Origin of the sequence: Thermococcus sp. AM4 (assembly GCF_000151205.2) — an archaeon.
Lineage (GTDB): Archaea > Methanobacteriota_B > Thermococci > Thermococcales > Thermococcaceae > Thermococcus.
On the sequence record NC_016051.1, the window covers coordinates 553,572 to 569,606 of the forward strand.

Annotated in this window: 21 protein-coding genes; 14 read left to right on the plus strand and 7 right to left on the minus strand. The window is 55.9% G+C overall.

The genetic code is table 11. The annotated features are described in order from the left end of the window. Positions 1-36: 36 nt before the first annotated feature. The 9 genes from TAM4_RS03010 to TAM4_RS03050 all read left to right on the plus strand — a co-directional run bounded on the left by TAM4_RS03010 (position 37) and on the right by TAM4_RS03050 (position 5,743). Entirely contained in the window at positions 37-1,377 is a 1,341-nt protein-coding gene (locus TAM4_RS03010) for a DUF438 domain-containing protein (protein WP_014121764.1), read from the plus strand. Between the two features lies 1 nt (position 1,378). Next, on the plus strand, positions 1,379-2,455 hold the full coding sequence (locus tag TAM4_RS03015; protein ID WP_014121765.1) for a Xaa-Pro peptidase family protein: 1,077 nt from the start codon (positions 1,379-1,381) through the stop codon (positions 2,453-2,455). A 45-nt stretch (positions 2,456-2,500) separates the two neighbouring features. Further along, positions 2,501-3,292: an SDR family oxidoreductase gene (locus tag TAM4_RS03020; protein WP_014121766.1), complete on the plus strand. Its 792-nt coding sequence runs from the start codon at positions 2,501-2,503 to the stop codon at positions 3,290-3,292. A 77-nt stretch (positions 3,293-3,369) separates the two neighbouring features. Next, positions 3,370-3,648 carry a hypothetical protein gene (locus TAM4_RS03025; protein ID WP_014121767.1) on the plus strand — a complete coding sequence of 93 codons (279 nt, stop codon included), beginning with the start codon at positions 3,370-3,372 and terminating at the stop codon, positions 3,646-3,648. Positions 3,649-3,782: 134 nt separating this feature from the next. After that, complete coding sequence (rd, locus tag TAM4_RS03030; RefSeq protein WP_014121768.1) at positions 3,783-3,944, plus strand: rubredoxin; 162 nt, start codon at positions 3,783-3,785, stop codon at positions 3,942-3,944. Positions 3,945-3,954: 10 nt separating this feature from the next. Next, positions 3,955-4,302 carry a class II SORL domain-containing protein gene (locus tag TAM4_RS03035; RefSeq protein ID WP_014121769.1) on the plus strand — a complete coding sequence of 116 codons (348 nt, stop codon included), beginning with the start codon at positions 3,955-3,957 and terminating at the stop codon, positions 4,300-4,302. Between the two features lie 90 nt (positions 4,303-4,392). After that, positions 4,393-5,001: a hypothetical protein gene (locus TAM4_RS03040; protein WP_148258594.1), complete on the plus strand. Its 609-nt coding sequence runs from the start codon at positions 4,393-4,395 to the stop codon at positions 4,999-5,001. A gap of 30 nt (positions 5,002-5,031) precedes the next feature. After that, positions 5,032-5,391: an iron-sulfur cluster assembly protein gene (locus TAM4_RS03045; RefSeq protein WP_014121771.1), complete on the plus strand. Its 360-nt coding sequence runs from the start codon at positions 5,032-5,034 to the stop codon at positions 5,389-5,391. After that, positions 5,384-5,743 (plus strand): iron-sulfur cluster assembly protein, encoded by a 360-nt coding sequence (locus TAM4_RS03050; RefSeq protein WP_371136994.1) that lies wholly within the window; start codon positions 5,384-5,386, stop codon positions 5,741-5,743. Before TAM4_RS03045 ends, TAM4_RS03050 begins: the two co-directional genes overlap by 8 nt. Here the strand turns inward: TAM4_RS03050 and TAM4_RS03055 are convergent, their stop codons facing one another. Together TAM4_RS03055 and TAM4_RS03060 are read right to left on the minus strand one after the other, a co-directional pair. Beyond that, positions 5,744-6,037, minus strand: a complete 294-nt coding sequence (locus TAM4_RS03055) for a DUF3216 domain-containing protein (RefSeq protein ID WP_014121773.1) — start codon at positions 6,035-6,037, stop codon at positions 5,744-5,746. 5 nt (positions 6,038-6,042) lie between these two features. After that, positions 6,043-6,798 (minus strand): YchF/TatD family DNA exonuclease, encoded by a 756-nt coding sequence (locus TAM4_RS03060; RefSeq protein WP_048149824.1) that lies wholly within the window; start codon positions 6,796-6,798, stop codon positions 6,043-6,045. Between the two features lie 80 nt (positions 6,799-6,878). Here TAM4_RS03060 and TAM4_RS03065 point away from each other — a divergent pair, with 80 nt between their 5' ends. After that, positions 6,879-7,853: a ferritin family protein gene (locus tag TAM4_RS03065; protein WP_014121775.1), complete on the plus strand. Its 975-nt coding sequence runs from the start codon at positions 6,879-6,881 to the stop codon at positions 7,851-7,853. Here TAM4_RS03065 and TAM4_RS03070 read toward each other — a convergent pair whose 3' ends face one another. Beyond that, entirely contained in the window at positions 7,854-8,105 is a 252-nt protein-coding gene (locus TAM4_RS03070) for a DUF504 domain-containing protein (RefSeq protein ID WP_014121776.1), read from the minus strand. It lies immediately after the preceding gene. After that, positions 8,102-8,821: an MBL fold metallo-hydrolase gene (locus tag TAM4_RS03075; protein ID WP_014121777.1), complete on the minus strand. Its 720-nt coding sequence runs from the start codon at positions 8,819-8,821 to the stop codon at positions 8,102-8,104. Before TAM4_RS03075 ends, TAM4_RS03070 begins: the two co-directional genes overlap by 4 nt. Before the next feature lie 119 nt (positions 8,822-8,940). Here TAM4_RS03075 and TAM4_RS03080 point away from each other — a divergent pair, with 119 nt between their 5' ends. From TAM4_RS03080 to TAM4_RS03095, 4 genes are all read left to right on the plus strand, one after another. Next, on the plus strand, positions 8,941-9,822 hold the full coding sequence (locus tag TAM4_RS03080) for a hypothetical protein (RefSeq protein ID WP_237702119.1): 882 nt from the start codon (positions 8,941-8,943) through the stop codon (positions 9,820-9,822). A gap of 24 nt (positions 9,823-9,846) precedes the next feature. Then, positions 9,847-11,895, plus strand: a complete 2,049-nt coding sequence (locus tag TAM4_RS03085) for a hypothetical protein (protein ID WP_014121779.1) — start codon at positions 9,847-9,849, stop codon at positions 11,893-11,895. A gap of 1 nt (position 11,896) precedes the next feature. Beyond that, the gene (locus TAM4_RS03090; RefSeq protein ID WP_014121780.1) at positions 11,897-12,625 is read left to right on the plus strand and encodes an ATP-binding cassette domain-containing protein; all 729 of its coding nucleotides are present in this window, start codon (positions 11,897-11,899) and stop codon (positions 12,623-12,625) included. Between the two features lie 110 nt (positions 12,626-12,735). Then, positions 12,736-13,020, plus strand: a complete 285-nt coding sequence (locus TAM4_RS03095) for a PRC-barrel domain-containing protein (RefSeq protein WP_014121781.1) — start codon at positions 12,736-12,738, stop codon at positions 13,018-13,020. Here the strand turns inward: TAM4_RS03095 and TAM4_RS03100 are convergent. The 3 genes from TAM4_RS03100 to acs form a co-directional block, all read right to left on the minus strand. Then, the gene (locus TAM4_RS03100) at positions 13,017-13,718 is read right to left on the minus strand and encodes a metallophosphoesterase (protein WP_014121782.1); all 702 of its coding nucleotides are present in this window, start codon (positions 13,716-13,718) and stop codon (positions 13,017-13,019) included. The two genes, TAM4_RS03095 and TAM4_RS03100, sit on opposite strands and share 4 nt — an antisense overlap. Positions 13,719-13,750: 32 nt before the next feature. Beyond that, a complete protein-coding gene (locus TAM4_RS03105; RefSeq protein ID WP_048149829.1) occupies positions 13,751-14,539 on the minus strand; it encodes a hypothetical protein in 789 nt (262 codons plus the stop codon). A gap of 66 nt (positions 14,540-14,605) precedes the next feature. After that, positions 14,606-15,997 carry an acetate--CoA ligase alpha subunit gene (gene acs / locus TAM4_RS03110; protein ID WP_014121784.1) on the minus strand — a complete coding sequence of 464 codons (1,392 nt, stop codon included), beginning with the start codon at positions 15,995-15,997 and terminating at the stop codon, positions 14,606-14,608. Positions 15,998-16,035: the final 38 nt, after the last annotated feature.

Genomic DNA, 16,035 nt, shown 5'->3' on the forward strand with positions numbered 1-16,035 from the left:
AAGTGCTGATATGACACTTGTCATGAAGGTGGTATCATGACCGAATTGCTCTCAAACCGCGAGCAGAAGAAGGAGGCCCTGAAGGCCCTTCTCCTCAGGATTCACAGGGGAGAGGATGTGAGTAAACTCAAGGAGGAATTCCGGGCAGTTCTAAGCTCGATATCTCCCCTTGAAATTCCAATCATCGAGCAGGAGCTCGTGAAGGAGGGCGTTTCCGCCAAGGACATCGCTAAGATGTGCGATCTTCACGTCGAGCTCTTCAGGGAGGCGGTAAAGGGAACGGACGAGGTGGAGGAGAAGGAACTTCCCGAGGGGCATCCCCTCTGGGTTCGCTACATGGAAAACAGGGAAATCCTCAAGGACGCTGAGATGCTGAACCTCTACGCCAGAACCCTCGCAACGACGAGAGATGAGCGCATGAGGGAGGAAATCCTCGGAGTTCTGGAGGAGATAGTTGGAAACCTCCGGAAGGTCGGCTTCACCCACTACAACCGCGACGAGATGCTGACGTTTCCCTACATTGAGAGGAGGGGTTTGACGGCAATAGCAACCGTCCTCTGGACGAAACACGACGAGATAAGGTTCATGCTAAAGCACCTTTACGGACTTCTGGCCCGGAGGGATGAGATGCCCTGGAAGGAGTTCGTGGAGCGCTTCAAAGCGAAAGCGGGCGAGGCATCCTTTGCGCTGAGCGATATGGTCTTCAGGGAGAACAACATCTACTATCCAACCCTCAAGGCCCTCCTCAGCGACGGCGAGTGGAAGGCAGTAAGAATGCAGGACGATGAGATTGGCTACTACAAGGTGAACCCGCCTGCTTGGGACCCAGGGGAGGACGTTAAACCGCTCCAGCCCTGGCAAATTAACCCGGAGCTGAGCGCGGAGGAACTGCTAAGCCTTCCAAAGGAGGTCCAGCAGGCCCTTAGGGGCCAGCCCCTGGAGTTTGACAAAGGCCAGCTGAGGCGCGAGGGGGACATCGACCTCGGCACGGGCTTCGTGAGCGTCGAGGAGCTTAAGGCCATATTTGAGGTCCTCCCCGTTGACGTTACCTTCATAGACAAGGATGACCGCGTTCGGTTCTTTTCCCCGGGCGAGAGGATATTCACAAGGACGCCGTCGATTCTCGGACGGCCGGTCCAGCTCTGCCACCCTCCGAAGAGCGTTCACATCGTTAACAAAATCCTGAGGGCCTTCAAGGAGGGCAGAAAAAGGGAGGCAACGTTCTGGCTCAGGCTTGGCCCGAAGTACGTCTACATCAAGTACGTGCCCCTCTTTGACAGGAACGGGAACTACCTGGGAACCCTTGAGATTACGATGGACATCGGAGAGTATAAGAGGATAGAGGGCGAGAAGAGACTGCTCGACTGGAGGGATTGAGATGCGCGGGGATGAGGGAATCTTTAAAAAACGGGTTGAGCGCTTTCAGGAGCTTTTGAGAGAGAACGAGATAGACGGTGCCATCATCAGGACGCTGTCCAGCTTCATATACTTCACCGGAACCAAGTGGCTCAGGCCGAGCCTGTTCATACCCGCTGATGGGGAACCCCTTGTTTTTGTTGTTAAGGGTGAGGCTGAGCTTTTCAGAGAGAGGAGCTGGATTGAGAACGTTGTTGAGTACCAGCGCGTTGAAGACCTCATGGCCGGTGTCGTCAGCTGGGTCCACAGGAACGGTATGGAGAGGGTCGGCCTCGAGTTCGGGGTCGAGAGGGACGCCTACCTGATATTCCTGAAGATATTTGAACGCCTAAACCCGACTGTGGAGATAGTGGACGTGCTCGACCTCACGATGAGCCTGAGGATGATAAAGGACGAGTGGGAGCTGGAGAACATCAGGAAGGCGGGAAAGATAGCGCGGAAGGGAATGAAGGTCGCCGGGGAAGTCATAAAGCCCGGTGTCAGCGAGCTGGAGATAGTGGCAGAGATAACGAGGGAACTCATGCTCAGCGGGAGCGAAGAGCCTAAAGTGTACGTCTCAACGACTCCAAGGGCCCACGCCGAGCCTTTCCGCGACCTGAAGGTTCCCGAAAACGGCGTCGTTACCGTCGTCATCGGAACCGACTGGAACCACTACTACGCCAACACCGCGAGGACTTTCATCGTTGGTAAGCCCGGCGAGAGAGTTAAGAAGGCGATGGAAGTCAAGAGAGAAGCTTACGAACTCGCCCTCAGAGAAACGAGGGTGGGGGTTTCTTTGAACGCCGTTGAGAAGAAGCTCTTCACATTTTTCCAGGAGAGGGGCTTTGAGGGCTCTTACATAGCCGGTTACACCCACGGTGTTGGTTTGCTCATCGAGGAACTTCCCATGCCGACGATAGTCGTTCCCACGAGGGCCGAAAGGGTTCGCGAGAATATGGTCCTGAGCGTTATCCATTCCCCGCTCATGATTCCTGAAGGGGCAATAAAGCACGAGGACACCTACATCGTCAAAAAGGATGGGCTGGAGAAGGTGACCTAGCACAAAAGCTTTAGGAGAGAACGCCAACCTTCCACGGTGGTGGTCATGATAGGTATAGACCTCTCGGGCAGGCTGGCCTTCACAACCGCCTCCAGCAAGGGAATCGGCTTCGGGGTCGCGAGGGTTCTGGCGAGGGCAGGCGCGGACGTTGTGCTGCTCTCGCGCAGCGAGGAGAACCTCAAAAAGGCGCGGGAGAAGATACTCAGCGAGAGCGGCGTTGACGTGAGCTACATCGTGGCCGATCTGACCAAGAGAGAAGACCTTGAGCGAACGGTGAGGGAACTCTCCGAGATAGGCGAGCCGGACGTGTTCTTCTTCTCCACCGGCGGACCGAGACCTGGCTACTTCATGGAGATGGACATGGGCGACTGGGAGAACGCGGTTAAGCTGCTTCTGTATCCCGCCGTTTACCTGACCAGGGCTTTGGTTCCGGCCATGGAGAGAAAGGGCTTTGGAAGGATAGTCTACTCCACGAGCGTCGCGATAAAGGAACCGATCCCGAACATAGCCCTCAGCAACGTAGTTAGGATCTCGATGGCCGGCTTAGTAAGAACCCTCGCCAAAGAGCTCGGTCCGAAGGGCATAACTGTGAACGGCATAATGCCCGGCATAATCAGGACGGACAGGATGATCCAGCTCGCGGAGGACAGGGCGAGGAGGGAAGGAAAAACCGTCGAGGAGGCCCTGGCGGAGTACGCGAAGCCCATTCCCCTCGGCAGGCTTGGGGAGCCGGAGGAGATAGGCTACCTCGTTGCCTTCCTCGCCAGCGACCTCGGCTCTTACATCAACGGGGCCATGATCCCCGTGGACGGTGGAAGGCTGAACTCCGTCTTCTGAACTTTCTATTTTGAACAAAAACCTTTTAAGTTCCAACCTCAAACTTTAAAGTGGAAGAATAGAACTGAGGTGAGGACATGCCATACGCGGGGTTTGCGAGAACCACCGAGGGTCCGCTGAAAACCTTTGAGAGAATAATGGAGGAACTGAAAAAGCGGGGCTTTGAGGTGACCTTTGCCAAGCATCACTGGGCCGGTGACATGCCCTTCGGCCTCATAATAGCCGAGACGGATAAGGGGCCTCTGGCGATCAGGTGGAGCCTCGGAAAGGAGTTCGAGCTCAGGATCGAGGAGATCGATGAAGACGCCTTCGAGGATCTCGTCGAGGAGACCCTCGACTACATCGGCGGCGACTGAAGAATTGAGCAAAACCATAAAAAGCTAATTGTTCAATTACATAATGCTGCGATTAAAGGTTTCGTTTTTCCATTTCACAGGTTTGAACCGCAAACCTTATAAGTGCTCAATCCTACCCAATACCGGTGAAAGGATTGGCAAAGTGGAGATGTCTCATCTGCGGTTACATATACGATGAGGACGAGGGCGATCCCGAGGATGGGATAGAGCCCGGAACCAGGTTTGAAGACCTTCCCGAGGACTGGGTCTGCCCGCTCTGCGGTGCGCCCAAGGACCAGTTTGAAAAGATAGAGTGAGGTGGTTGAGATGCTGAGCGAAACCATAAAGAGTGGAGACTGGAAGGGGGAGAAGCACGTCCCCGTTATAGAGTACGAGAAGGAGGGCGACCTCGTCAGGGTCGAGGTCTCCGTTGGAAAGGAGATACCGCACCCGAACACCCCGGAGCACCACATCGCTTGGATTGAGCTCTACTTCCACCCCGAGGGGGAGAACTTCCCGATTCTCGTCGGCAGGGTTGCCTTCACCAACCACAGCGACCCGCTGACCGAGCCGAGGGCGGTGTTCTTCTTCAGGACGAGCAAGAAGGGCAAGCTCTACGCGCTCAGCTACTGCAACATCCACGGCCTCTGGGAGAACGAGGTCGCGCTGGAGTGAGGTTTAAAACCTTTCTTCTTTTTGCGTTTTGCGTTATTTCTGTGGAAAGGTTTAAATCCACAACACCGTTTGTTTTAGAGATGAGCGCTTATGCTGGAATACAATCTGCTGATGTCTATAATGGGCCCGCTGGTGCTGGCTGGAATAATTCTCATGTGGGACCTAACCCGAAAGGTGGAAAAGCTCAGGCTGGGAACTCGAAGGCTGTCCTTCCTCATTTTAATCGGCGGCATCCTGACGGCTGTGGGTTTCATCACGTACTCACGGAGCGTTGATCACACGTGGGAGGCCTTTCTCGTAATGTTCGGCCCCGTTCTCATAGCGTACAGCCTCTCGGAGAGCGGTCTGGTCCAGCCCAAGCTTGAGATGCTCGCCCAGGTGGCAATAATGCTGGGCTCAATCGGGATTAGTGCCCACAAGGCGTTCTACACCATGCTCATGTTCTCGGCCCTCTCAATCCTGCTGATGATAGACGCGGTCGCCTTTTACAGGTACGTCCCGCAGCCTTACGGAAAGATAGCGAGGCTCTCAGCGTGGCTCTTCGTGGCCTTTACGGTCGTCAACGCAATAAGCTACGGCAGTCCGCTCGCCTTCGCCATCTACTTTCTCTCCATTGTCCTCTGGATCGGGACTCTGATCTGCCTTGAGCTCTACCTCAGCCGGATTGATGTGGACAGATGTGGCCAAAAAGCCTTATAACTGCCCTTTCAAACCCCCTCCGGTGAGAACATGAAGATCTATATGCCAGACAGGAAATGGCCCGAGCCATATAGGGCGGTCATCGAGGAGCTGAGAAAGATAACCGATCCCGTTACCGGTGGGGATATCCTTGACTCAGGCGTCGTGGCCGGTCTTGAGGTGAGCGAGGACACGCTTAAGATCTGGCTCCGATTCGAGAGCCACGCCGAGTACAACATCATCGGCGAGAGCCCGATAGCTTACTCCAAGATAATCGGCGACATAATGGAGCGCTTCGCCCTCGTCAAGTTCGACAACGTCTACGTCTACGACCTGGCCAACCACGTCGTCGGAAAGTTCGAGAACAGAAAGGGCTACAAGCCGGAGGATCTGAGCGAGGGGCGTGTGTAGATTGTCCCTCCTGGCTTTTCTTAAACCGAAGGCCCGACCCAGGCGGGGTCCCCGAGGGGATCTTCCGGATGATGTCAAAGCGGTCGTCCGAATCTTAGAGGATGTCAAAGACCCCGAGACCGGTCTGAACGTGGTCGAGGAGGGGCTCGTTTACGGCCTCACCGTGAAAGAGAGGAGCGTGGACGTTTTCATGCTCATGGCCCACTCCACCCCGGAATGCCACTTCTGCCAGATGCTCGCCATAAGCGTCCAGAACAGGATCCTGAAGGATGTTGTGGAGGCACTGAAAAGAAAAGGCTTTGAGAGGGTTAAGGTGTACAACGAGCTGGGCCTCCTGCTCGCGGAGGGCTGATCACCCCTCAAGGTAGGGAATGCGCGGCTTTCTGAACAGCTCGTCGAGTTCGGCCCTTCTCCTCCTGACCCTCTCGTAGAGCTCCCCAACCCGGGGATCGTCGTGCCTCGTCTTCAGGGTGAGCAGGATCCCCTCCAGAAAGCCCAGTATTGAGACCTCTATGAACTCCTTCCCCTTTTTGCTCTCAAGCCCCTCGTTGAGCATAACGAACGAGTCCACTGCCCTCACGAGGCCGGACTCGCCGAGCTCCTCCAGGAGGGCCTTAACTTCTTCCACCTCGGGGACCTTCACCATCTCCATCACCTCAACTCGAAGAACCTGAGGACGTTTTCCTCCGTTGCCCCCTCAACCTCCTCAAAAGTTAAGCCCCTCAGCTCGGCTATTCGTTTGATCGCGTATTCCACGTTCCAGGGGTAGTTTTTCTGCCCCTTGTAGGGGCTCATGTACGGCGAGTCGGTCTCGACGAGAACGTTCTCAAGCGGAACGAGTTCGGCGGCGTTCCTGACCTCGGGGATGAAGTCTATGCCAGTGTTTATGCCGACGACGTGCCCTGCCCGGGCGATCTCAACGGCCAGGTCACCGGGCCCGCTGTAGGAGTGGAAGTAGGCTTTAACGCCCGCCTTTTCGATTGCCTCGAAAACCTCCCGCTCGGCGTCCCTTGCGTGCAGAACAACCGGCAGATCCAGCTCAACTGCTAAACCCAGGAAGTGGGCGAATATCTCCCTCTGGTTCTTCCTCTCGGCCTCAGTCCTCGCGTAGTAGAAGTCCAGGCCGATCTCGCCGACTGCCACTATCTCACCGGCGTGCTCCCGTATGAACTCCTCAACCCTCTTTACCTTCTCCCAGTTGCCCCTCCTCGCCTCGTTCGGCGCGTAGCCGAGCGTCGGCTGGATGAAACCGAAGTAGGGCTTTAGAGCCTCCCAGCTCTTCCAGACGTGGAACTTCCTGTACTCGGTTATGGAATCGACGATGAGTTTCAGCCTCTTCCTGCTCTCCTCAACGACTTCCGGAATTTTTCCCTTGAACATCTCAACGTGAGCGTGAGCGTCGATCATGGCCTTCCCCATCGAAGGTTTGATCCCGATAGAAAAGCTTTTCTCCAGGGTTTTCAAAACCAATAACGGCGGTGAGGCCGATGGATGATCACAACTCCAGTCAGCTCGATGAGTATCTGAGCACGATCGTTGATAGACTGAAATCACTGTCCTTCAAGGAGGCCCTGAGCTACGCGATCTTCAACGAGGAGGACGAGGCAAAATACTACGCGGAGCTGGCCCAGAAGGCGAAGAGGCCAAGCGTCAGGGCGCTCTTTCTCCAGATGAGCGACGAAAGCCTTGAGCACAGGGACAGGCTTTACAGGCTCTTCAAGAAGGTCTTTCCGAACGAGGAGCCGGTTAAGGTCGACGCCCCTCCGGTGGAGGTGGCGCCCTTCTATCCCGAGTTCGAGAAAGTCGAGGACTACCTCCACGCCCTGGAGTACTGCATGGAGAGCGAGCTCTTCGCGAAGAGAACCTACGAGATACTCTCCACCAAGGCGGAGGATGAAGAGGCGAGGGCTCTGTTTGCCCAGCTCGCCCTCATGGAGGACGAACACTACGAGAGGATAAAGAAGGTTTACGAGCTCATATCCCAGATGAAGAAAAGGCGCATCGCCCTTGAGAACATTGAGCCCGAGGGGTACCTCTTCGAGGACAGGGTAAAGGCGCGCTACACCTTCCTCGACGTAGCGGAAGGTGAGAAAGGCATGGTAATAACGCGCGAGCACCCGAAGAAGATCCGCTCGTGGATGAAGAGCGACGTTCCGGTTCTCTGGCTGTCGGAGAGCGCGATGAGGATGGAAGGCGTTAAGACACTGCCCCCTAGGCTTCTGCTCGATAAGGCGGAGGACATAGCCGAGTGCATTTCCTCCGAGAATCTGAAGGCGATCCTCCTCGAAAGCGCCGAATACCTGCTCCTCGAAGCCCCGGAGAAGGACCTCATAAAGTTCCTCCTCGATCTGCGGGATCTCGCCATAGAGAGGGGCTTTTACCTGATCGTCTCGGCGGAGAGGGAAGCGTTTACCCCGACGGGCTGGGCCATACTGAGGGCCAACATGGCCAGGGTAGAGTGATCAGGGCTTCCGCTTTCCCCTCTCCCACACGACCCTTCCGTTCTTCTTCACGACCCTGATGATGCGGTGGTAGGGGATCTGCGTCTCGCCTATGAAGAAGTAGCCGTGTCCGAGCTCTATCATCTCGACGGGTATCTTCTTCTCGTTTCCATAAGCCCCCCGGTGCTCGATGACGATGTAGTAGTCTCTCTCATCCTCCCGGGGATCGTGCTTGATCTTGGCCAAAACCTCCTTCAGCGAGCCCCTCCTCATCCTACCAGCCCCATCACTTCCTCCAGGTTCTTCCTCCACTCGGTTATCGGCTTTCCGTGACCTGGCAGTCCGAAGTCCACCTCAAATTCAAGAAGCCGCTCAAGGCTCTCCCTGAGCTCCCATCCGTTCCCGGTGGGCAGATCAACCCTTCCGACCGTTCCGTTAAAGACAGTATCGCCCGTGAACATCACCCTTGTCTCGCCGTCGAGGTAGAGACAGGCGCTCCCGGCGGTGTGGCCCGGCGTGTGGATCAGCTCAAACCTGAGGGAACCAATTTTAATTCTGTCTCCATCTTTGAGCTTTATATCAACAGTCTGGGGCTCAAAGGGCCTGCCGTAGGCGTAGCCGAGGATCACGTAGTCGTCCCCCCGCTCGAGGGTTCTGGCGGTTATCTCGTGGGCCGCGAAAAGGACTTCGATGCCCCTGCTTTTCAGCCACTCCCCAAACGCCCTGTTCCCTCCAACGTGGTCGAAGTGCTCGTGCGTGTTGAAGATCACCGCCCTCTTTATCCCCCTGAGATAGCCGTTTCTCGTCCAGATTTCAGCGTAGACGTGCCAGTTAACGCCCGTCCCCGTGTCCACGATTAGGGCCTCTCCACCGCTTCTGACTAAGTAGACGTTGGAGTCCCAGCCTATGCCCCTGAGCATGACAACGTCGGGCGGGATCTCTATGGGGACGATGTCGCGGGGAAACTCCTCGATGGGGCTTATCCTCAAACCGCTCACCGTACTTGATTGGAGGCGCGGTTTATAGCATTGACCCCGGGACGGCCGGCCAAAATATTTATTAGGGGAAGTGCCCATGTTTTACTCCAGCCGTAATAAAAGCGATGGTGATGGCTGTGAGGAAGGCTTACCTTGGCCTGTTTCTGGTTCTCATCCTGCTCGTGGGATACGTCTCCATTGGTCGTAACCCATCGAAACCTCCCAGTAGTTCCCGGGAAAAGCCTTCGATTTTCTTGGAGATATTCAACGACTATGAAACCAACTCAACCATCAACAAAGCGATCAACGGAAACCACCTCTGGGACAAGCTCGATCCAAATCCCTGCAACGGGACAATCACCACCAACGCAACGGTTCTCAACCAAACCGCCCGGGAGAACATTGAACTGTTCAGAAACCTCTCCGCGAGGGAGGAATCGAGGCGCGACCTCATCGGGGTTCTCCTCCTCAACGACCTGAGGGAAGACGCCGGGGGCATGACAGCAAAGAAGAGATGGGCCCTCATAGGGCTGAGGGATGATATCTGCGCGCTGAACGAGCGCCTCAGGAACTTTGATGCCTACAAAGAGAAGGCCGTTGAGGTGTACGGGGAGCCAAAGTTTTCCTACGAGGATCTGTACAACCTCAGCATGGAGCTGAAGGCAATTGTTTCAGATACCTACCGGCCGTTCTCGGGATCTTGGGTTGTCGATACGAGATCGGCCCTGCTCCACTTCCTCTACCGGGGCATATCCAACGGGTCGATACCCGACTACCTCTTTGCAAACTACAGCCCCGAGAAGAGCGCCGCGACGCTGAAACGCGTTTACAATGAAATCCGGGCCGATCCCTACGCCGAGGCCCTGTTCGGGCCCTCGCTGGCGTACCTCGCGGATTGGTGGAAGTACGAGGACATGCACACAAAGGATCACGAAGCGGTTGACGATAAGTACCTCAGGCTGTTCTGGGCCTGGTACAACCTCGTGAGGCCGGAGCGTTTCGGCTGCGGATAGCGAAGATGCGTACGGGTGAGCGCCGTGATCCGCCACGCTCTAAAGATCCTCCTCAAAAAGAAGAGCCTCGGCTTCCTGTTAGGAATGGTCTTCATAATCTCTCTCATCGTGCTTAACCTCGTCTCACAGGTCGGAACGCTCGTCGACGCGAACCTCGAATACGGTTTCAAAGAATACCGCCCCCACTCAGTTTACAGGATCATGCTTGATTTCGGGAGGAACTCCACGAACCTGACGGAAGAGCTGAGAACTGCTATCGAGGATCTCAGGGAGGGAACTTCAAACAACAGCACGGAAAGCGGCGTTCTGATAGCTTTCTCATGGTCCCTGTTAAAGCCCGTGAGGATGGGCAACCACACGGTGAACGTCGTTGTGTACCTCTTCGAGACCCCCGAAGATCTGAGGGAGTTCGGCTTTGGAGGAAACTTCTCCAGCTCCTCCATAGTTCTGCTGAAGGAGAGGCTGAACGGAAACATCTCAGCCGGGGACGTGATCTCAAGGGTTTTCAACGGAAGTGTGGAGCTGAAGAAAGCGTACGGCATCTTTAAGGGGTATCCCCTGCTCGAGAACAAGGAGGTTGAGTACGTCCAGGTGGCGGCCCCGCTGAGGGAATGGGCCGTCAACGCCTGCATCAGGCGCGGAAACTCAATTCTGATAAACTCAAGCAGCTACGTACTTCCCATATACATCGCGGTTAACTTCCGGAGCGTACACCGGGATCCCGGGGTTTTGGAGAAGACCCTGAAGAAGGAGATCCCCGACAGGATAATAAACTCGACGGTGAAGTTCTATCAGGAAGAGAGATGCAGGAACAGGCCGATGATAGTTTTTGGGGATGATTGGGCCTACGTAAACGGAACGTGGCTCTCCACAACACCCAAGGAGCTGGAGTACAAACTAAGCCAGACCCTTTTGGAGAACCGGGGAAAGTGGTGCACGATGGGAAAGCTCATAGGGCCGGAGCTTGAGGGATGGGATATACTCACCATCGTGAAGAACTCCGGGAGCCAGACTTTGAAGTTCTTCGGCCTCTTCGGCGGACTGCTCGTTACCTTCTACCTGCCGCTCTTCCTCATGCTGATCTACTCCGGAGCGAGCATGTTCTCCGACCTGAGAAAAGACCTCGAAGTGCTCTCCCTCCGAGGGATAGGCAGCAAGGTAACGCTAATCCAGAAAACGACCGTCTTTTTGCTGACAATCGGGGTTTCCGTAGCCGCCTACAGGATCTTCGAGGAAACAACTGGCAGGGGCCTACCGGTTTCCGCGGAGCTTGCGGTGGTTCTCCTCGTTCTGGTTTCCGTGGCGATCTCGGACAGGGCGGCCTCTTTCAACCTGCCGTCAAAGGTAATCGCCTCGGCCATCGCGCTCATGGGAGTGATCATCGCCCTCGGATACGCGAGGATAAACGAGACCGTCCTCTTGGCCAGGGGTTACGGGGGACTCTCGATCTTCCTCGCGATGCTGACGGCGTTGATTCCCCTGCTCGGCCTGTTCGTTGGGCCTCTCTTTCAGAGGGCGTGCGTGAGAGGCCTCTCTTTGCTGGAGCGGCCCTTTGATACGAGACACTACTTCAGATGGCTGAAGAACTACGGACCGGTGATAACGTTCTCCGCCTACTCCCTCTCAATCGCACTGATACCGAGGATCACCTCAATCCACCGGGTTCTGGAGGAGATATACCGGAACGAGTACCTGGCAGTCGTTGGGTACTCGGAAACGGTCTCCCTCGATATCCTCGGGAGATACCTCAGCACACTGGGAACGTGGTTCGCGCTGTTCGGCCTGCTCTCCATTGCGGTTCTGGCGGCGCTTTCATTCAGACGGTACCTCAGGATCGGCTTGTACTCGGGAATCAGGGGGATTGATAAAAAAGAAGTCCGGAGGTCGTTTCTGAAGTTCATGGCGTCCCAGCTCATCTTTGTGGTCGTGCTGACCCTGTTAATCACGGCGTTTTTAGTGGCATTCGTGGATGCCTACATCGGGCTCGTCTACACCCGCGCCGAGATAGCCTTCACCGGGGGCAGGTTCATTGTTGAGTCGCTTTTCCGGCCGCCGCACATATGGGGGTGGTGAAATGGTCGTTGTTGAGTTTGAGGATGTGTTTGTAAAGTACGAAACCTACACGGGTGGGGTCTTGGCATTAAGGGGAGTAACCTTCAGTTTGGATAAAAGCGAAGCAATCCTCATCATGGGGCCCTCTGGAAGTGGAAAAACCACAATCCTCAAGGCCATCCTCGGATTAGTTCAACCAATGCACGGAACAGTCAAAGTTTTCGGGATTGAACCAAAGGACGAGAAACGTGCCTTAGAAGTCAGGCGGAAGATTGGTTACCTTACCCAGGAGGGGAGAATGATAAACGAACTGACTGTGTGGGAGAACATCGTCTTCTACGCAAAGGGCAGGGGGAGAGGCTTGGACGATGGTAGGATTAGGGAGCTTGCGGGGGAACTCAACATTGAAACCATCCTCGACAAGCGTCCGGGCCAGTTGAGTGGTGGTGAGCTTAAGAGGGCTGAGTTGTTGATGGTGCTTTCTGATGATCCGGATCTCTTGCTCCTCGACGAGCCGACTTCGATGCTCGACGCGGAGAATTCGGAGGCCGTTGTTAGTGTTCTCTCGGCGCTCAAAGGGAGGGTTCCAATGATAATCACCTCCCACGATCCAAGACTCCAAAAGATCAGCAACAAAACCCTGGAGATAATAGGAGGAGAACTAAAAGGGGCTCGAGGGGGGACCGCGTCTTCATCTCGGGGGGAGCGAGTCCCCGTCAGGAGGGATGAATCTCTTCATCGCCCCGGCTGAATAGCCCCTTCCCTTGATAGACTTTTTGGTTTTCGATTCTGCACCGCCGTGTGGAAAAAGTTTTATACGATCGTGATGATTTAGGCACACCGTAAAATGGAGGGATGGTGATGGTTAAGATACTCGCCTCAAAGCTCAGGGACGTTGAGCTTATCACGGACACGGGAATCAGGCTCGGATGGGTCTACGATCTCAGCTTCGACGAAAAGACCGGGGAGTTACTCGTTATAGTCGCGGAGCCCGACGAGGATCTGGACACGAGCGAGTTCGTCACCGACCACGAGGGCCTCCTTCTGATACCCGTGAGCGCGGTGAGGAGCATCGGTGAGGTTATAATCATCGACTCCAGCAAGCTGGCTGTGAAATCAAAGCTCAGGGGGATACGGCACCGTTAGTAGCCCTCGAAGAGCCTCTCCGCAAGGAACCTCGGCAGTCCGGCTTCCATTATCTTTCTTGCCGCCTCTTCTACGTCGTATTCAACGCGGTGGAACTCCACCCTCCCCGGGGGTTCTGTGTCGATTAGGGCGTAGCTGGCCCTCCAGTCCCCATCCCTGGGCTGTCCAACGGAGCCGGGGTTTATTATCCGCCTTCCATCGATGACCTTGAGCATCGGCACGTGGGTGTGGCCGAGCAGAAGGTCGTCCTGCCTGACGTAGCTCAGGACTGCCCTGAACTCGCTCTCCGGGAGCCAGGGAAAGAGGTACTCGTCGAGTGGAGCCCGAGGAGAACCGTGAATGAGCAGGTAGCTCCTCCCCGCGTCGTCCTCAAAAAGCTGTTTCACAGGCAGTTGTCTGAGGAACTCAAGGTTTTCAGAGCTCATGACCCACTGATGCCACCTCACGGCCTGCCTCGCGTAGGGGTTGAAGCTCCAATCCGCCCCGAAGGCAATCGCGTTGTCGTGGTTTCCGCGGACGCAGAGGAAGGTTCTCCTCTCCATCTCTCGCCTCACGAAGTCAACGACCTCGTTTGGGGAAGCGCCGTAACCAACGAGATCGCCCATGCAGAGGAAGACATCGGCGTCCTTGATCTCGTCCCACACGGCTTCGAGTGCCTCCAGGTTCGAGTGGATGTCGCTGATAAGCGCTATGATCAAGGCCACCACCGAAGGAAAATGGGAGAAGGGACTTAAAACTTCATCCCGTAGGCGAACAGAATGATGCCCGCGAGCATGAGGCCGAGCCCGAGGGGAAGCTGGTATCGGGGGGAGCCGCTGGCCTGGCAGGCTTTGAGGGTCTCCTCGTAGTGCTCCGCGCAGTTTTTAAACCGGAGGTAAGAGGCAGGGTTATCGTAAACGACCATCTCCCTGACCAGCGTCCCGTTTTTCACGAGTATTCCCTCAAGGGGCCTCTGATAGAGTACGTCCTCCAGGCGGAGGGTGCCGTTGAGGTAAGTGGCCTCATACGTCCCAAAGTTCTCTGCGAGGGCGAGTTCAAGCCTTGTCGTGACCCTCGGGCTCACCCTGCCCGAGACCTTCATGTAGAACTCCCTTAGGGGCAGGTTGTAATCGCTCAGGAAGAGGTAGCCCCCGATATCGTAGGTGACGTTTGGGAGGGTAACGTTGGAGAGGTACGTTTTGACCGTGTAGACCGTCAGGTTTCCCCGGCATTCGGAAACGTAAAAGCTCCCAAAGTGCTCCATTCTGTCGGCGACGTAAACCGGGCCCTTTCTCTGGAACCTGACGTTTCCGCCGTCGGAGAAAACGTCGTGGACCTTACCGCTGCAGTTCCCCTCGAAGGCGATGACGTAAGCGTTAACTCCCCCGCCGTTTTCCACGTTGTAATCGGAAAGCTCGAGGACGGGAAAGCCGGAATGAAAACAGGCAATCCCCGAACAGTCTGGCCTGCTGTACGTTGCGGTGAGAACGAGGCCGATGATGAACACAAAAATTCCCACGATCCTAAGACGGCCGTTCATACGGACACCCTGACCGCTTACGTCAAGGTGGTATAAAAAGGTTTTGAAAAGTCGGGAAAAGAAAGATCACTCCTGCTTGGCCTTCCACCTGCTCCAGCGGTAGAGCGCCGCCAGGGCCTTTATCGCCCTCTCCGGTTCGGGATAGGCAGGAATTCCCTCCTCGTTGAGCATGTCGATGGCCTCTTTGGCCTCGATTCCACCGACGATGGCAACGACGAGGGGCTTCTTTCTTCCGCTCTCGTTGTACTCACGGATGACGATCTTGGCGAGGTCCCTCGGGTCAAGGACTGCCGTCTGACAGTAGAGGACCGCTATGCTGTGCATCTCGGGGTGAGCGAGGGCGTCCCTGACGGCTCCTTCGTAGCTCTCGGCCCCGGCCATACCTGTTAGATCAACGGGGTTCTTGTAGGATCCGAAGGGCGGCATGTGGTTGGCGAAGATCTTGAGCTCCTCGAGGTTGTCGTAGAGGTGCAGTCCGGCTTCCTCTGCCGCGTCCGTTGCCATAACTCCTATTCCACCGCCGTTGGTTATTATGACGAGGTTCTCACCCTCGGGCTCGGGGAGGTTGCTGAGGGTTCTCGCGTAGTCGAAGGCCTCGCCTATGGTGAGGGCCCTTATGACTCCCGCCTGCTTGAACGCTGCATCGTAGATCTTGTCGCTTCCCGCGAGCGAACCGGTGTGGGAAGCGGCCGCTTTGGCACCGCGCTCGCTCCTGCCTGCCTTGATGACGACTATCGGCTTGACCTTGCTGACCTTCTTCGCGACCTCCATGAAGCGCCTTCCGTCCTTAACGCCCTCCATGTAGATGAGTATGGCCTTGGTGTTCTCGTCGACCTCGAAGTACTCGAGCAGGTCAGCGTCGTCGATGTCGCTCTTGTTTCCAATGCTGACGACGGCGGAGAGGCCGACCTTCTCAAGGATCGTCCAGCCCATGAGGGCTATTCCCAAGGCACCGCTCTGGCTTATGAGGGCGAGCGGGCCGGGCATGACGTCGGTGGGCCCGAAGGTGGCGTTGAGCTTCTCGGGGGTGTAGACGACGCCGAAGATGTTCGGGCCGAGGATCCTCATGCCGTACTTCCTGGCTATCTGAACGAGCTGCTCCTCAACCTTCTTGCCCTCCGGCCCGAGCTCACCGAAACCGGAACTGATGATCGGAAGAACCTTGACGCCCTTCTTTCCACAGTCCTCGACGACCTGCGGGACGAACTTGGCTGGAACGACTATAACCGCCATATCCACCTCATCGGGGACATCGAGAATGCTCTTGTAGGACTTGAAGACACGGTTGCCTATCTTTATCTCAACGCCCTTGATGTTGACGGGGTAGATCTTACCCTCGTAGCCGTACTCCACGAGGTTCTTCATAATCGCGTAGCCTATCTTTCCGGGTTTCTCCGAAGCGCCTATGACGGCGATGCTCTTCGGCTTGAAAAGGGCCTCGATGTTCGGGTCAACCATTTTTATCACCTCGGATGACACTTACAGTTTTACGTCTG

Excerpts from the sequence above, each read along its gene's own strand:
- TAM4_RS03010 (WP_014121764.1), top strand. The coding sequence starts at position 37 with ATGACCGAATTGCTCTCAAACCGCGAGCAGAAGAAGGAGGCCCTGAAG.
- TAM4_RS03015 (WP_014121765.1), top strand. The coding sequence starts at position 1,379 with ATGCGCGGGGATGAGGGAATCTTTAAAAAACGGGTTGAGCGCTTTCAG.
- TAM4_RS03020 (WP_014121766.1), top strand. The coding sequence starts at position 2,501 with ATGATAGGTATAGACCTCTCGGGCAGGCTGGCCTTCACAACCGCCTCC.
- TAM4_RS03025 (WP_014121767.1), top strand. The coding sequence starts at position 3,370 with ATGCCATACGCGGGGTTTGCGAGAACCACCGAGGGTCCGCTGAAAACC.
- TAM4_RS03035 (WP_014121769.1), top strand. The coding sequence starts at position 3,955 with ATGCTGAGCGAAACCATAAAGAGTGGAGACTGGAAGGGGGAGAAGCAC.
- TAM4_RS03040 (WP_148258594.1), top strand. The coding sequence starts at position 4,393 with ATGCTGGAATACAATCTGCTGATGTCTATAATGGGCCCGCTGGTGCTG.
- TAM4_RS03045 (WP_014121771.1), top strand. The coding sequence starts at position 5,032 with ATGAAGATCTATATGCCAGACAGGAAATGGCCCGAGCCATATAGGGCG.
- TAM4_RS03055 (WP_014121773.1), bottom strand. The coding sequence starts at position 6,037 with ATGGTGAAGGTCCCCGAGGTGGAAGAAGTTAAGGCCCTCCTGGAGGAG.
- TAM4_RS03060 (WP_048149824.1), bottom strand. The coding sequence starts at position 6,798 with ATGATCGACGCTCACGCTCACGTTGAGATGTTCAAGGGAAAAATTCCG.
- TAM4_RS03065 (WP_014121775.1), top strand. The coding sequence starts at position 6,879 with ATGGATGATCACAACTCCAGTCAGCTCGATGAGTATCTGAGCACGATC.
- TAM4_RS03070 (WP_014121776.1), bottom strand. The coding sequence starts at position 8,105 with ATGAGGAGGGGCTCGCTGAAGGAGGTTTTGGCCAAGATCAAGCACGAT.
- TAM4_RS03080 (WP_237702119.1), top strand. The coding sequence starts at position 8,941 with ATGGCTGTGAGGAAGGCTTACCTTGGCCTGTTTCTGGTTCTCATCCTG.
- TAM4_RS03090 (WP_014121780.1), top strand. The coding sequence starts at position 11,897 with ATGGTCGTTGTTGAGTTTGAGGATGTGTTTGTAAAGTACGAAACCTAC.
- TAM4_RS03095 (WP_014121781.1), top strand. The coding sequence starts at position 12,736 with ATGGTTAAGATACTCGCCTCAAAGCTCAGGGACGTTGAGCTTATCACG.
- TAM4_RS03105 (WP_048149829.1), bottom strand. The coding sequence starts at position 14,539 with ATGAACGGCCGTCTTAGGATCGTGGGAATTTTTGTGTTCATCATCGGC.
- acs (WP_014121784.1), bottom strand. The coding sequence starts at position 15,997 with ATGGTTGACCCGAACATCGAGGCCCTTTTCAAGCCGAAGAGCATCGCC.